12 protein-coding genes are annotated in these 14,730 nt (G+C 57.6%); 7 read left to right on the top strand and 5 right to left on the bottom strand.

Annotated features, from left to right (window positions below; all coding sequences use genetic code 11):
* Window positions 1–26 precede the first annotated feature (26 nt).
* The 4 genes from mnmG to ACXYMP_RS01545 are packed head-to-tail and all read left to right on the top strand — an operon-like array spanning window position 27 to window position 4,197.
* On the top strand, window positions 27–1,895 hold the full coding sequence (gene mnmG, locus ACXYMP_RS01560; protein WP_458903903.1) for a tRNA uridine-5-carboxymethylaminomethyl(34) synthesis enzyme MnmG: 1,869 nt from the start codon (window positions 27–29) through the stop codon (window positions 1,893–1,895).
* Window positions 1,895–2,512 (top strand): 16S rRNA (guanine(527)-N(7))-methyltransferase RsmG, encoded by a 618-nt coding sequence (gene rsmG, locus ACXYMP_RS01555; protein ID WP_458903901.1) that lies wholly within the window; start codon window positions 1,895–1,897, stop codon window positions 2,510–2,512. Before mnmG ends, rsmG begins: the two co-directional genes overlap by 1 nt.
* Window positions 2,505–3,308 carry a ParA family protein gene (locus ACXYMP_RS01550; protein ID WP_298566893.1) on the top strand — a complete coding sequence of 268 codons (804 nt, stop codon included), beginning with the start codon at window positions 2,505–2,507 and terminating at the stop codon, window positions 3,306–3,308. The genes rsmG and ACXYMP_RS01550 overlap by 8 nt, the downstream gene beginning before the upstream one ends.
* Before the next feature lies 1 nt (window position 3,309).
* Complete coding sequence (locus tag ACXYMP_RS01545) at window positions 3,310–4,197, top strand: ParB/RepB/Spo0J family partition protein (RefSeq protein WP_458903899.1); 888 nt, start codon at window positions 3,310–3,312, stop codon at window positions 4,195–4,197.
* Here ACXYMP_RS01545 and hemW read toward each other — a convergent pair.
* From hemW to rph, 3 genes are read right to left on the bottom strand one after another with little or no spacing between them, the layout of a single operon-like run.
* A complete protein-coding gene (gene hemW, locus ACXYMP_RS01540) occupies window positions 4,194–5,351 on the bottom strand; it encodes a radical SAM family heme chaperone HemW (protein ID WP_458905286.1) in 1,158 nt (385 codons plus the stop codon). The genes ACXYMP_RS01545 and hemW overlap by 4 nt on opposite strands.
* Window positions 5,344–5,952, bottom strand: coding sequence for an RdgB/HAM1 family non-canonical purine NTP pyrophosphatase (gene rdgB, locus ACXYMP_RS01535; protein ID WP_458903897.1), 609 nt, complete (start codon window positions 5,950–5,952; stop codon window positions 5,344–5,346). The genes hemW and rdgB overlap by 8 nt, the downstream gene beginning before the upstream one ends.
* Complete coding sequence (gene rph / locus ACXYMP_RS01530; RefSeq protein ID WP_298566889.1) at window positions 5,952–6,662, bottom strand: ribonuclease PH; 711 nt, start codon at window positions 6,660–6,662, stop codon at window positions 5,952–5,954. Before rph ends, rdgB begins: the two co-directional genes overlap by 1 nt.
* 72 nt (window positions 6,663–6,734) lie before the next feature.
* Between rph and hrcA the strand changes: the two genes are divergently transcribed.
* Window positions 6,735–7,799 (top strand): heat-inducible transcriptional repressor HrcA, encoded by a 1,065-nt coding sequence (hrcA, locus tag ACXYMP_RS01525; RefSeq protein WP_298566888.1) that lies wholly within the window; start codon window positions 6,735–6,737, stop codon window positions 7,797–7,799.
* A gap of 10 nt (window positions 7,800–7,809) precedes the next feature.
* Window positions 7,810–8,373 carry a nucleotide exchange factor GrpE gene (locus ACXYMP_RS01520; RefSeq protein ID WP_298566887.1) on the top strand — a complete coding sequence of 188 codons (564 nt, stop codon included), beginning with the start codon at window positions 7,810–7,812 and terminating at the stop codon, window positions 8,371–8,373.
* A gap of 45 nt (window positions 8,374–8,418) precedes the next feature.
* Here ACXYMP_RS01520 and mutS read toward each other — a convergent pair whose 3' ends face one another.
* Together mutS and galE are read right to left on the bottom strand one after the other, a co-directional pair.
* Entirely contained in the window at window positions 8,419–11,040 is a 2,622-nt protein-coding gene (gene mutS / locus ACXYMP_RS01515; RefSeq protein WP_458905284.1) for a DNA mismatch repair protein MutS, read from the bottom strand.
* A gap of 93 nt (window positions 11,041–11,133) precedes the next feature.
* Window positions 11,134–12,144, bottom strand: a complete 1,011-nt coding sequence (galE, locus tag ACXYMP_RS01510) for a UDP-glucose 4-epimerase GalE (RefSeq protein ID WP_298566886.1) — start codon at window positions 12,142–12,144, stop codon at window positions 11,134–11,136.
* A gap of 252 nt (window positions 12,145–12,396) precedes the next feature.
* On the opposite strand from galE, the gene ACXYMP_RS01505 reads away from it, so the two are divergent.
* On the top strand, window positions 12,397–14,658 hold the full coding sequence (locus tag ACXYMP_RS01505; protein WP_298566885.1) for an NADP-dependent malic enzyme: 2,262 nt from the start codon (window positions 12,397–12,399) through the stop codon (window positions 14,656–14,658).
* Window positions 14,659–14,730: the final 72 nt, after the last annotated feature.

Below are 14,730 nucleotides of genomic sequence, written 5' to 3'. Positions count from 1 at the left end.
TGAGTTGACGGATTGGAGTGTTTCACGTGAAACATCGCGACTTTGATGTGATTGTGGTTGGTGGGGGCCACGCTGGCGCCGATGCTGCCCATGCGTCGGCTCGACTTGGTGCGAAAACGGCCCTTATCACGCTGCGCAAGGAAGATCTTGGTGTTATGTCGTGTAATCCAGCCATCGGAGGGCTTGGAAAAGGCCATCTGGTGCGAGAGATTGATGCGCTGGACGGGTTGATGGGGCGCGTCGCTGACAAAGCGGGCATTCAATTCCGGCTTTTGAACCGACGCAAAGGACCAGCGGTGCAAGGTCCACGCGCGCAGGCTGACCGCAAGATCTATCGTCAAACGATGCAGGCAGAGATCGCCGCAACACCAAATCTGACTGTGGTTGAGGGCGAGGCCGTAGATTTTCTAATGAAGGGCGCGCGCGTTGCCGGTGTGCGTCTTCTGGATGGGTCAGAGCTTCATGCCGCTGCGGTGATTTTGACGACCGGCACGTTTCTGCGGGGAATCATTCATGTGGGTGACAAGACCTCGTCAGGCGGAAGAATGGGGGATCGTCCTTCGGTCAAGCTTGCCGAACGCATCGACGGGTTTGGGCTTTCGCTTGGGCGGTTGAAGACAGGGACGCCACCAAGGCTGGATGGGCGGACCATCAACTGGGATGTTCTGGATATGCAGCCCGGCGATGATGCCCCGGTGATGTTCTCGTTCCTGAACACCAAGCCTTCAGCCGCGCAAGTATCGTGCGGGATCACTCATACAAACTCGCAAACTCATGATATCATTCGAGAAAACCTTGATCGCTCTGCGATGTATGGTGGCCAGATCGATGGTGTTGGGCCGCGCTATTGTCCCTCGATTGAGGACAAGATCGTGCGCTTTGCCGACAAGAGCTCGCACCAGGTGTTCCTTGAGCCAGAAGGCATCGACGATCACACCGTTTATCCAAACGGGATCAGCACATCGCTCCCGATCGATGTGCAAGAAGCCTATGTTCGCTCGATCCATGGCCTGGAGTCTGCCGAGATTCTTCAGCCCGGATACGCGATTGAATATGACTACGTTGATCCAAGGTCATTGACCGAAACTTTGGAGCTGCGCGAGGTGTCGGGCCTATATCTGGCAGGCCAGATCAATGGCACCACAGGATATGAGGAAGCCGCCGCGCAGGGGCTCGTTGCCGGCCTGAACGCAGCGCTCGCTGCCAAGGCCCGTGACCCGGTGGTGTTTTCGCGTTCATCGTCCTATCTGGGCGTTATGATCGACGATCTGATCACTCGAGGCGTCACCGAGCCTTATCGAATGTTCACATCTCGCGCTGAATTCCGGCTGTCGCTGCGTGCCGATAACGCAGACCAGCGCCTTACGCCGCTGGGCATTGAGCTTGGTTGCGTAAGTCAGGCTCGTCGCCAAGTGTTTCTGGATAAATCGGCGGTCTTGGCAAAGGCTAAGGAGCAACTAACCGCGCGAACATTCACCCCGCAGGACTTGGAGAAACTGGGGCTGACCGTTCGCAAAGACGGAACCAAGCGGACAGCGTTTGACCTGCTCGCCTTTCCGGACATGGACTTCGAGAAGATTATCCAGCTGGATCAGACGTTTGATGCTATACCACACGAAATTCAGGTCCAAGCCTCACGCGACGCCCTATATGCGAACTACATTGACCGGCAAGCCCGCGATGTTGAGGCGCTTCGCCGTGACGAAGCATGGCAGATACCAAGCGATTTCCAGTATGAAGCGATGGAGGGCCTGTCGAACGAGCTTGTCGACAAGCTTTCGCGCGCACGCCCAAGAACCCTTGCTCAAGCCGGGCGGGTCGAAGGAGTGACGCCAGCAGCGCTGACGCTTATTCTGGCCAGACTGCGGCAAAATCAGAAGAAGAAATCAGCCTGATGAGCGCGAAGTCGTCGGATCAGCTTGATGTTTCACGTGAAACAATGCAGCGACTAGAGGTCTATGCCGCGCTGTTGACCAAGTGGAACCCCGCGATCAATCTGGTCGCGCACTCAACGCTGCCAGATCTTTGGTCCAGACATTTTGTTGATTCGGCCCAGATTTATGACCTGGCTCCAAAAAACATCAATATGTGGTGTGATATGGGGGCAGGCGGCGGGTTCCCCGGCCTGGTTACAGCGATTCTGGCGGCCGAGGCTGATCCCGACCGAACAACAGTTTGCGTAGAAAGCGATTTGCGCAAAGCCACGTTTCTACGAACCGTAATCCGGGAAACCGGCATCCGCGCGTCAGTTGAGGCGCACCGAATCGAAAGTGTCGCGCCGTTGGGCGCCGATGTCGTGTCCGCCCGTGCGTTGGCGCCGCTGAGCGACCTTCTGGGCTACGCATCGCGTCACCTGACCGAAAATGGGGTGTGCCTTTTTTTGAAAGGCGAGAATTTCAACAAGGAACTGGATGAAGCTCTTGATCATTGGCGGTTCGAGCTTGATACATATCCCAGCAAAACCAACCCAAGCGCCACCATTCTGAAAATCGGAGACCTCACCCGTGCCTGACACTCTTCGCGAGCATCGGACCAAGATTATCGCGGTCACAAACCAGAAGGGCGGGGTCGGGAAAACGACGACGACCATCAATTTGGGCGCGGCGCTTGCCGAGGTCGGAAAAACGGTGCTGCTTGTTGATCTTGATCCTCAGGGCAACGCATCAACCGGGCTTGGTGTGGACATGAGCGACCGCGAGCTGACAACCTATGATCTTCTGCTGGAAGAAGCTCCGCTGATCGACATTCTTCAGGAAACGGATGTCGAAAACCTGCTGATCGCGCCCGCAACGACAGACCTGTCTTCGGCGGATATCGAGCTGGTTTCCAATGAAAAACGCAGTCATTTGCTGCATGATGCCCTGCGCGCGCCGGGGCTTGATGCGCTAAAGATCGACTATGTCCTGATTGATTGTCCGCCGTCACTGAACTTGCTGACGGTAAATGCTCTGGTCGCGGCCGACAGTGTCCTGATCCCCCTGCAAAGCGAATTTTTCGCGCTGGAGGGCCTGTCTCAGCTTATGCTCAGCGTGCGCGAGGTCCGACAGACCGCGAATCCGAAGTTGCGCATCGAAGGGATCGTTCTGACGATGTATGACACCCGCAACAATCTGTCACGGCAGGTTGAAAGCGATGCTCGTGACAACCTTGGTGATCTTGTCTTCAAGACAATCATACCGCGCAACGTGCGTGTCAGCGAGGCACCGTCTTTTGCGCTTCCGGTATTGATGTATGATCCGACATCGAAAGGCAGCATCGCCTACCGCGACTTGGCGGCAGAATTGTTGGGCCGCAAACAAGGAGGCTAGAGTGAGCAAGAACCAAAAGCAAAGAGGCCTTGGCCGGGGGCTGTCCGCCCTTATGGCGGACGTGACGCCCGAAGACGACACCAGGTCAGAGGCGCAGGCAACGCGGCGTGCCGACATGTTGGTGCCCGTCGAAAAGATCGTTCCCAACCCAGAACAGCCGCGCCGCCTGTTCACACAGGAACAGCTGGAGGATCTCGCGTCCTCGATCCGCGAAAAGGGCGTAATTCAACCGCTTATCGTTCGCCCTAGCCCAACCAAGGAAGGTGAGTTCGAGATTGTCGCAGGGGAGCGGCGCTGGCGCGCCTCTCAGATGGCGCAGCTTCACGAACTACCTGTTATCATTAGAGAATATAGCGATACAGAGGCGTTGGAAGTCGCAATCATCGAGAATATCCAGCGCGCCGACCTCAATGCGATAGAAGAGGCCGCAGGGTATCGCGACTTGATGAAGCGTTTTGGTCATACGCAGGAAAAAGTATCCGAGGCGCTTGGAAAAAGCCGAAGCCACATCGCGAATCTGCTGCGCCTTTTGAACCTGCCCGAAGAGGTGCAGGATTTCGTTCGTGATGGGAAGCTGACAGCCGGCCACGCGCGCACCTTGGTCAATGCCGAACACCCCTTAGAGCTTGCGCGTCAGATCATTTCCAAAGGGCTTTCCGTTCGCGCCGCTGAAAAGCTTGCCAAAGCACCCGCTGCAAAGGTTGCGAAACCGGCAGCGCAGAGGGCAGAGAAAGACGCAGACACACGAGCGCTTGAATCCGACCTCTCTGCCGCGCTGGGTATGAAGGTTCAGATCGATCACGCAGCCGGGGGCGATGCGGGGGTCGTGACGGTTCGCTATAAGTCTCTGGACGAGCTTGACGAGCTTTGCGGCAAGCTTTCGACTTAGTCCGGGAGCAGCTCGCGGATGATTGCATTCAACACGGGGCGGCCCGCGCGGGTCGCTTTTAGTGTCTGATCGGTGACTTCGACCAACGAAAGCTCAATTAAGCCTTTGATTTTATTTACACTTAACTTTGATTTGAACTGATCGTCAAGGCGGTCAAGATCGATGCCCTCGGTCGTTCTAAGGCCCATAAGAAGGTATTCAGTCGTCTGCTCATCAAGCTCAATCACCGAGCGGATGTTTTCAGCGGCTCCATTCGCCGCCGCACTAAGCCAGAGCGCGGGTGAAAGCGGCGCTTCGCTGGCAAATCTGGTCCCGTCAATGGTCAGGCGACCATGCGCGCCGGGTCCGATTCCCACCCAATCGCCGGACCGCCAATAAATCATGTTGTGTCGGCTTTCCTGTGTGGGGGCCGCGTGGTTGGATACTTCATAGGCCGGAAGACCTGCATCTGTTGTCAACTGTTGCGTCAGGAAATACATGTCCGTCGCAAGCTCGTCCGGGGGTAAGCCTTGAAGCTTTCCCGCGTCAAACCGTGCGCCGAATGCTGTTCCGGGTTCGATGGTGAGTTGATAGAGCGACAGATGATCGGCCCCGAATGAAAGCGCGCATTGCAGCTCATCTTTCCACGCGTCCATTGATTGATCTTGCCGCGCATAGATCAGGTCAAAACTTACCCGGTCAAACAGTGATTTCGCCAAGGTTAGAGCCTGCTTCGCTTCGCTCACGGTATGCAGGCGCCCCAACCGCTTCAGGTCCGTGTCATTCAATGCCTGAATGCCGACCGAGATCCGGTTGACGCCCCCCGCTTTGTAGCCCACGAAGTTCTGCGCCTCGATTGATCCGGGGTTGGCCTCCAGCGTGATTTCAATGTCATTGGCGAAGGTCCAGTGATGCGCGGCGCGTTCGATGATCGCCCCAACGGTCGCTGGCGCCATCAGGCTTGGTGTGCCGCCGCCGAAATAGATTGAGTTCAGGATGCGATCAGGCGTTTCAGCCGCGTATCGGTCAATCTCCGCGATGTAGGCGTTTAGCCAAGCGTCATGGTCGATCGACGCGACGACATGGCTGTTGAAATCGCAATAGGGGCATTTGGATTGGCAGAACGGCCAGTGGACATACAGTCCGAACCCGCCGATTTGCCAATTTTCAAGCAAATGCGCCACGCACAAGTTTGGCGAACGCGTCGGCGCGGTGGCTCATCTGATGTTTTTTGGTCGGGTCCATTTCACCAAAGGTGATGTCGTGCCCGTTTGGCACGAAAATGGGGTCATATCCGAACCCAAGATCGCCGCGCATGGGCCATGTCAGGTGCCCATCAACGCTGCCTTCGAATACCTCGTCATGCCCATCGGGCCAAGCCAGGCACAGCGTGGCACAAAACTTGGCCAAGCGCGGGTGTGGCGCGTTCTTTTCTTCCAGAAGCGCCCATGTTTTTTCCATCGCCATGGGAAAATCACGACCATTGGGCGTTTCGGCCCAATCTGCGGTGTAAACGCCTGGAGCGCCGTCCAGCGCATCGACCATGATGCCGCTGTCGTCGGACAGCGCGGGCAGGCCAGAGGCCTTTGCGGCAAAGTGCGCCTTGATCCGGGCATTGCCGACGAAGGTGTCTTCGGTTTCCTCAGGCTCATCCAAACCAAGAGCCCCCGCCGATGTCACTTTGACGCCAAAAGGCTCTAGCAACGCGGAAATTTCGCGCAGCTTGCCGTCATTATGGGTCGCGATGACAAGCTCCTTGCCCGTGAACTTGCGCATTAGCTCGTTGCCTCTAACTGAGCGGCGACCAGCTCGGACACGCCTTTGTCGGCAAGGTTCATCAGCTCGTTCATTTGGTCGCGGGTGAAGGTCGACCCTTCAGCGGACATTTGCACCTCGATCAGTTTCGGGCCGCAAAGCACGAAATTGCCATCTACGCCCGCTTCGCTGTCCTCGGGATAATCCAGATCAAGCACCGGCTGGCCTGCATATATGCCGCATGACACAGCAGCCACCGGATCAACCAGCGGGTTGGTGGTGATGTCGCCCGCCTTCAGCAGCTTGTTCACGGCCAGACGCAACGCAACCCAGCCACCGGTGATCGCCGCACAGCGCGTGCCGCCATCGGCCTGAATAACATCGCAATCGACGGTGATTTGGCGTTCGCCAAGACCAACCAGATCAACACCGGCGCGCAGTGAACGACCGATCAGGCGTTGGATTTCGACCGTCCGCCCGCCCTGCTTACCAGCTGCGGCTTCGCGACGCATCCGCGACCCGGTGGACCGGGGCAGCATACCGTATTCTGCGGTCACCCAGCCCTTGCCGGAATTGCGCAGAAACGGCGGCACGCGTTCCTCAAGCGAGGCAGTGCACAGCACATGCGTGTCACCCATTTTAATCATGCACGAACCTTCGGCATGCTTTGTGACTCCGGTCTCGATTGAAACCGGGCGCATTTGATCTAGATTCCGACCTGATGGGCGCATGAGCTTCCCCCTTTGTTTCATGTTCAAAGGCGTGATACCCATGGCTCTGGCGAAAAGGCAAGGCGATTGCGCATGGAAGACCGTCCAGATCTGATGAACGATATGAACGCCCGTTCGCGCGAGGTGTTTCGAAGCGTGGTTGAAAGCTACCTGAGCACGGGTGCACCGGTGGGGTCACGCACGCTGACCCGCGCCCTGACCGAAAAGGTAAGCGCGGCGACCATTCGCAACGTCATGCAGGACTTGGAGTTTATGGGGCTGTTGGGCAGCCCGCATATCTCGGCCGGGCGCATCCCGACCGAGCTTGGTCTGCGGATGTTTGTCGACGGGCTTTTGGAAGTGTCCAATCTGGATCAGGGGGACCGTCAGAAAATCGATGAGACGGTTGGCAAGTCCGACAGCAATATCAACACGATGATGGACCGGGTCGGGTCCGCGCTGTCTGGCATTACCGCTGGGGCCAGTCTTGTTCTGACACCAAAGCACGAAGCCCCGATCAAACATATCGAGTTTGTATCGCTTGGCGCTGACCGGGCGCTGGTGGTGCTGGTGTTCGCCGACGGGCATGTGGAAAACCGCGTGTTCACGCCGCCGATTGGCCAGACCCCATCGTCAATGCGCGAGGCTGCGAACTTTCTGAATGCGTTGGCCGAAGGGCGCACGATCTCGGAATTGCAGACCATTGTGACACGTGAAATCAAGAGGCGGCGACAGGAGCTCGATGTCCTGGCGCAGGATCTTGTGGAAAGCGGTGCCGCGCTTTGGGAAAACGAAGGCCAGCCTTATGAGCGTCTGATTGTGCGGGGCCGGTCAAATCTGTTGGCCGAAGATGCGGAAGCCGCCGACCTTGAAAAGATAAAAACGCTGTTTGACGACCTCGAACGCAAGCGTGACATCGCAGAATTCCTTGAACTTGCCGATCAAGGCGAGGGTGTGCGCATTTTTATTGGGTCAGAGAACAAACTTTTCTCACTTTCGGGTTCCTCTTTGGTGGTTTCACCTTATATGAACGCTGATCGAAAGATTATTGGTGCGGTAGGGGTCATCGGGCCCACACGGTTAAACTATGGACGGATTGTCCCCATCGTGGACTACACCGCGCAATTGATCGGCAAGATGATCTCGGATCGGAAATAGAGGCGAAGAGATGGCTGACGCGAAAGACAACGCAGTTGAAAACATGGAAACGGCAATCGAAGAGCTGATGACCGAGGAGGTCGAGATTGACCTGACCGAAGTCGATCCAGCCGAAGAGATGGACGCCCTGCGCGCCGAACGGGACGAATTCAAGGACCGCTTCATGCGTGCACTGGCTGATGCGGAGAATACCCGCAAGCGTGGTGAGCGTGATCGCCGCGAAGCTGAGCAATATGGCGGGTCGAAACTGGCGCGCGATATGCTGCCGGTTTATGACAACATGAAGCGCGCGCTGGAAGCTGCCGGCGATGCTGGCGACGGCGCAAAAGCCTTGGTTGAGGGTGTCGAGCTGACGATGCGGTCGCTTCTGAACATCTTTGAGAAGCATGGAATGCGGCTCGTGTCCCCGAAAGAGGGTGATAAATTCGACCCTGAAATCCACGAGGCGATGTTCGAAGCCCCGGTTCCCGGTAGCAAAGCGGGCGACATCATTCAGGTCATGGCAGAAGGGTTCATGCTACATGACCGCCTTTTGCGCCCCGCGCAGGTTGGCGTGTCGTCCACGCCCGCCTAAACGGGCAATCGCACCTTTGAACGCCCTTGCATTTGCGGGGGCGTTCTAGCCTTCGCCCATCAGCTCTTTCAGCTCGTAAAGAAGGTTTAACGCCTCGATGGGTCGCAAATCGTCGGGGTGGATATCACGCAGGGCAAGCTCCAGATCCGAAGGGCCGCTTTGGCTAACCGGCGCGGTCGCGGGAACAGCCGAGAAAAGCGGCAAGTCGTCGATCACGGCCTTTTGCCCGCTGCCTTCGCGCTCGCCTTTTTCAAGCGCCGCCAGAACAAGGTTTGCACGTTGGATCACGCTTCCGGGTAGCCCGGCAAGCTTGGCGACTTGCACCCCATAGGACCGATCTGCCGCGCCTTTGCGCACTTCGTGCAGGAAGATGACATCGCCTTCCCACTCCTTGACCGCGATGGTCGCGTTTTCAACCCCGTCCAGCTTGTCCGCCAGTTGCGTCATTTCGTGATAGTGGGTCGCGAACAACGCGCGGCTTCGGTTGACGTCGTGCAGATGTTCAAGTGTCGCCCACGCGATGGACAGGCCGTCATAGGTCGCCGTGCCACGCCCGATTTCATCCAGAATGACAAGTGCCCGGTCGTCAGCCTGATTCAGAATGGCTGCCGTTTCGACCATTTCCACCATGAAGGTGGAGCGGCCACGCGCCAGATCATCCGACGCCCCAACGCGACTGAAAAGCTGTGAGACAAGGCCAATATGGGCGGATGTTGCGGGGACATAGCTTCCCGCTTGCGCCAGCAGAGCGATCAGGGCGTTCTGGCGCAGAAACGTTGACTTACCCGCCATGTTTGGCCCGGTCAAAAGCCAGACATCAGCCCCTTTGGTGCCATCGGCAAGGTCGCAATCATTGGCGATGAACGGCTCGCCGGTCTTTCGCAAGGCGGCTTCGACAACGGGGTGCCTGCCGCCTTTGATGTCAAGAACGCGGCTGTCATCAACAAGAGGTTTGCACCAGTTTTCAGCGCGGGCCAGGTCTGAAAACCCTGCGGCCACGTCGATCTCGGCCAGGGCGCGCGCGGTTTGGGCAAGGGCGGCAGCGCGGTCAAGAATTGCTTCAACCAAGGCGGAATAGAGACCTTTTTCGATCTCAAGCGACCGGTTGCGCGCATTCAGGATTTTGGTTTCCATATCGCCAAGTGCGACGGTCGTGAAGCGCACGGCGTTGGCGGTTGTTTGGCGATGAATATATTGCTCAGACAGAGGCGGCCCCAGCATTTTCTGGGCATGGGTCGATGTTGTTTCGATGAAGTAACCAAGCACGTTGTTGTGCTTGATCTTCAGCGACCCGATACCGGTGTGTTCCGCGTATTGCGATTGCATCTTTGCGATGACACTGCGACCTTCGTCCCGCAATTGGCGTGCTTCGTCCAGGTCTTGATCATAGCCGGGCGCGATAAAGCCGCCGTCGCGCGCCAGAAGCGGGGGTTCAGCAATCAGGGCGTCTTCGAGCAGACGAGACAGATCGTCATGCCCGACCAAAGCCTCTGTCGCTTTTGCAAGCGTTTCGGGCAAATCAAGACCGGACAGCGTGGCGTGAATGTCTGATGCGGCGGCGATCGCGCTGCGGATGGCGGCCAAATCGCGCGGCCCACCGCGATCCAATCCCAGTCGGGACAGTGCGCGGTCCATGTCTGGCGCGTTGCGCAGGGCGGTGCGCAAGTCTTCGGCCAGCCGACGCTCGTCTTTCAGGAACGTCACAGCAGACAGGCGTGCATGGATCTCGGTCAGATTGCGCGATGGGCTGGACAGCCGACGCTCCAACAAACGACCGCCACCCGCGGTGATGGTGTGATCTATTGCGGCCAAAAGTGATCCTTCGCGACCGCCTGACAAGCTGTGCGTCAGTTCAAGGTTGCGGCGAGTCGCTGCGTCGATCTGCATCGTGCCTTGCGCGGTTTCGCGTTGTGGCGATTGCAGCAGAGGCAGTTTGCCCTTTTGTGTGATGTCGAGGTATTCGACGATCGCCCCCAAGGCACCAACCTCGGCCCGCGAAAACGCGCCGAACGCCTCAAGCGAGCCGATGTTATAGAGGTCAAGCAACCGCTTTTCCGCACTTGTGCTGTCAAACGCAGCCCGCGAAAGAGGGGTCGCAGATGCACTTGATTCAGTCACTAAATCGGCCAATTCGGCTTCGATCGTGTCACAAATGATCAATTCGCGAGGGGCAAGTCGGGCCAGTTCGGGTGACAGGCGGTGGCGCGCACAGGGCATAACGCGGATCGCGCCGGTCGAGATATCAACCCATGCCAAAGCAGCGTCGTCGCGTATTTCATTGTAGGCGGCCAGAAAGTTGTGGCGCCGCGCATCCAGAAGGCTTTCTTCGGTCAGCGTGCCGGGTGTGACAAGCCGCACAACGTCGCGCTTCACCACTGATTTCGACCCACGCTTCTTGGCTTCGGCGGGATCCTCCATCTGCTCGCAGACGGCAACGCGGAACCCCTTGCGGATCAGCGCCAGCAGGTAACCTTCGGCCGCGTGAACCGGCACGCCGCACATCGGGATGTCTTCGCCCAGATGCTTGCCGCGCTTGGTTAGCGCGATATCAAGCGCGGCTGCTGCGGCGACAGCATCATCAAAGAACAGCTCGTAAAAATCGCCCATGCGATAAAACAACAGCGAGTCAGGGTAGTTTTCCTTGAGGTCAAGGAACTGCGCCATCATCGGCGTGATCTTGGCTGTCTTTTCGCTCACCCTGGCCCCCGGTCTTGCGGTTTGCGCAAGACTATGACCTCTGCCATTTGGGCGAAAGGGGGGTCAGGTGTTTTTGCGCCGCGAGACCCAATTCCAGCTAGACGCACACATATCGTCAAGGCCAAGCTTGGCCTTGAAACCCAACAAATCCCGCGCCAACTTCGGGTCACCGTAAACACAGGCGATATCTCCTGCGCGGCGCGGCGCAATTTCATAGGCCAAAGTATGGCCGGCTGCACGCTCATAGGCTTTCAGCATGTCCAGAACCGAATAGCCGGTGCCAGTGCCAAGGTTCACCGTATGGCTTTCACCGGTATTCAGAAGCGTTTCGACAGACTGCACATGCCCACGCGCAAGGTCCATCACATGGATATAGTCGCGCACACCGGTTCCGTCGGGCGTGTCATAGTCTGCACCAAAGATTGACAACGTCTCAAGCTCGCCAGTAGCGACCTTCGCGATATAGGGCATCAGATTGTTTGGAATATCGTTGGGATCTTCCCCGATCAGCCCTGTGGGATGGGCGCCCGCCGGGTTGAAATAGCGCAGGATGCCGAAGGTCCAGCGATCATCTGAGTCAGCGATTTGTTCCAGCGACTGCTCACACACCAGCTTGGTATAGCCATAGGGGCTGTTGAAGCTGCGCGGCGCGGTTTCAGGCACCGGAAGCTGGTCGGGCTGACCGTAAACGGTGGCCGAAGAAGAAAAGACCAGAGTGAATACGCCAGCGCGCTGCATGGCCCCCAAAAGCGTATAAAGACCCGAGATGTTGGTGGTCAGATAGTCGAGCGGCTTCTCGGTGCTTTCGCCCACAGCCTTCAGCGCAGCGAAGTGAATCACGGCGTTGATCTGATGGTCTGAAAAGATGCGATCAAGGCAATCCGCGTCCAGCACATCGCCTTCGATACAGGTTACTGCTGCGCCGCTGATAACCTCCAGTCGGTCGGTCACATCGCGCTGGGCGTTTGAGAAGTTGTCAAGAATGACCACCTCGTAACCCGCATTGCAAAGCTCGACATAAGTGTGAGAGCCAATAAAGCCCGCGCCTCCGGTCAAAAGGATTTTCTGCGCCACGTGTGACCTCCTGCTTACGGGTCGAGATATAGGGCGTCTTGACCGAAAAGGCACGCCAGAATGATATCGCGCAAAAAGGGTGCCGCCTAAAGGCCGACCATTCCGAAAATTGCAAGAAACTAGCGCATAAAGGTCACAGAATTACAAAAAGCCATCGAAAAAAGACACAAAGCTGCGTCAATAGCGGTTGAGGCCCAGTTTCTGCCCCTGTATGGGTTGGCCTGCACAGAAGCGTAGAAGAAGGCCAAGACGATGCCCAAAGCCAAGATTACCTCAGAAGAGGCACTTGCCTATCACTTGAACCCGTCGCCGGGAAAGTTTGAAATTACGGCATCGGTTGCGATGACAACACAGCGTGATTTGTCGCTGGCCTATAGCCCCGGTGTTGCGGTGCCCTGCGAGGCTATCGCGGCTGATCCTCAGACCGCTTATGACTACACCACCAAGGGCAATCTTGTGGCCGTGATTTCGAACGGCACGGCGGTTTTGGGGCTGGGCAATCTTGGTGCGCTTGCGTCGAAACCTGTCATGGAAGGCAAGGCCGTTCTGTTCAAGCGCTTTGCGGACGTGAACTCGATCGATATCGAACTGGACACCGAAGATCCAGACGCATTCATCAACGCCGTAAAGCTGATGGGACCGACCTTTGGCGGCATCAATCTTGAAGATATCAAGGCGCCGGAATGCTTTATCATCGAGCAGCGGCTCAAGGAAGAAATGGACATCCCGGTTTTCCATGACGACCAGCATGGAACGGCGGTGATCTGCGCGGCGGGCTTGATGAATGCGCTGCACCTGTCTGGCAAGAAAATTGAAGACTGCCGCATCGTCCTGAACGGCGCGGGCGCAGCGGGGATTGCGTGTATCGAGCTGATCAAGACGATGGGTGCAAAGCACGACAATTGCATCGTTTGTGACACCAAAGGCGTCATCTATCAGGGCCGCAAAGACGGCATGAACCAGTGGAAATCTGCCCACGCCGCCAACACCGAGTTGCGCACCTTGGAAGAGGCGATGCAGGGCGCGGATGTTTTCCTTGGCGTGTCCGTGAAGGGGGCCGTGACGCAAGACATGGTGGCTTCGATGGCAGATAATCCTGTCATTTTCGCCATGGCGAACCCCGACCCCGAGATCACCCCCGAAGAAGCCCACGAAGTGCGCAATGACGCGATCGTCGCCACGGGCCGGTCGGACTATCCAAACCAGGTCAATAATGTGCTGGGCTTTCCCTACCTGTTTCGCGGCGCGCTGGACATCAACGCGCGCGCCATCAATGACGAGATGAAGCTGGCCTGCGCCCGTGCCTTGGCAGAGCTGGCGCGCGAAGATGTGCCAGACGAAGTGGCGGTTGCCTACGGCAAAAAGCTGACATTCGGTCGGGACTATATCATTCCCACGCCATTCGATCCGCGGCTGATTTACCGCATTCCGCCCGCCGTGGCGCGGGCTGGCATGGACACTGGGGTAGCCCGCCGACCCATCATCGACATGGATGGCTACGAGATGTCGTTGAAAGCGCGGATGGACCCGACGGCCTCAATCCTGCGGGGGATCACGGCGCGGGCGCGGAAAAACCAGGCGACGATGGTCTTTGCCGAAGGCGATACGCCGCAGGTTCTGCGTGCGGCTGTGCAATATCAGCGTGACGGCTACGGGCGGGCCTTGGTCGTTGGCCGTGAAGAGGATGTCAAAGCCAAGCTTGTTGCCGAAGGGCTAGAGGATGCCGTTCGTGAACTGCGCGTGGTCAATGCGGGCAACACCGAATTCATGCCCGTCTATAAAGACTTCCTGTATGAGCGGTTGCAGCGAAAAGGGTTCGACCGTCACGATATTCACCGGCTGGCGGCCCGTGATCGGCATGTGTTTTCCTCCCTTATGCTGGCGCATGGGCATGGCGACGGGCTGATCACCGGTGCGACACGCAAATCGGCCTATGTGCTTGATCGGATCAATCACGTTTTCGACGCGCGGGCCTGCGATGGGGCGGTTGGCGTCACGGCGGTGCTGCATCGTGGCCGGATTGTTCTGATCGCCGATACCTTGGTGCATGAATGGCCCGACAGCGAGGATCTGGCAAACATCGCCGAGCGCGCGGCGACGGTCGCACGCGGGTTGGGGCTTGAACCCCGGGTCGCCTTCGTCAGCTTTTCGACCTTTGGCTATCCGGTGTCAGAGCGCGCCGAGAAAATGCACGAGGCGCCTGAGATCCTGGAAGCACGGGGCGTCGATTTCGAATTTGACGGTGAAATGACGGCCGATGTTGCCCTGAACGCCGACGTTATGGCGCAGTATCCATTCTGCCGCTTGTCCGCTCCGGCCAATGTGTTGGTGGTTCCGGCGCGGCATTCTGCGTCGATCTCGGTGAAGTTGATGCAGGAACTGGCAGGAGCGACGGTGATCGGGCCGATCCTGTCCGGGATCAACCAGCCAATCCAGATCTGTTCGACGAATTCGACCGCGAATGACATTCTGAACATGGCCGTTCTGGCAGCGGCGCGGCTGGGCGAACACTAAAGCGACGTAGGCTCTTATTTGACCAACGTCATGCGTCGCTCGTAACGTGGCGCATGACGTACATCAGATCTC

This window comes from Aliiroseovarius sp. CAU 1755, from assembly GCF_054482655.1.
Note: the sequence above shows the minus strand (reverse complement) of the source record. Positions and strands in the feature narration are given on the sequence as shown.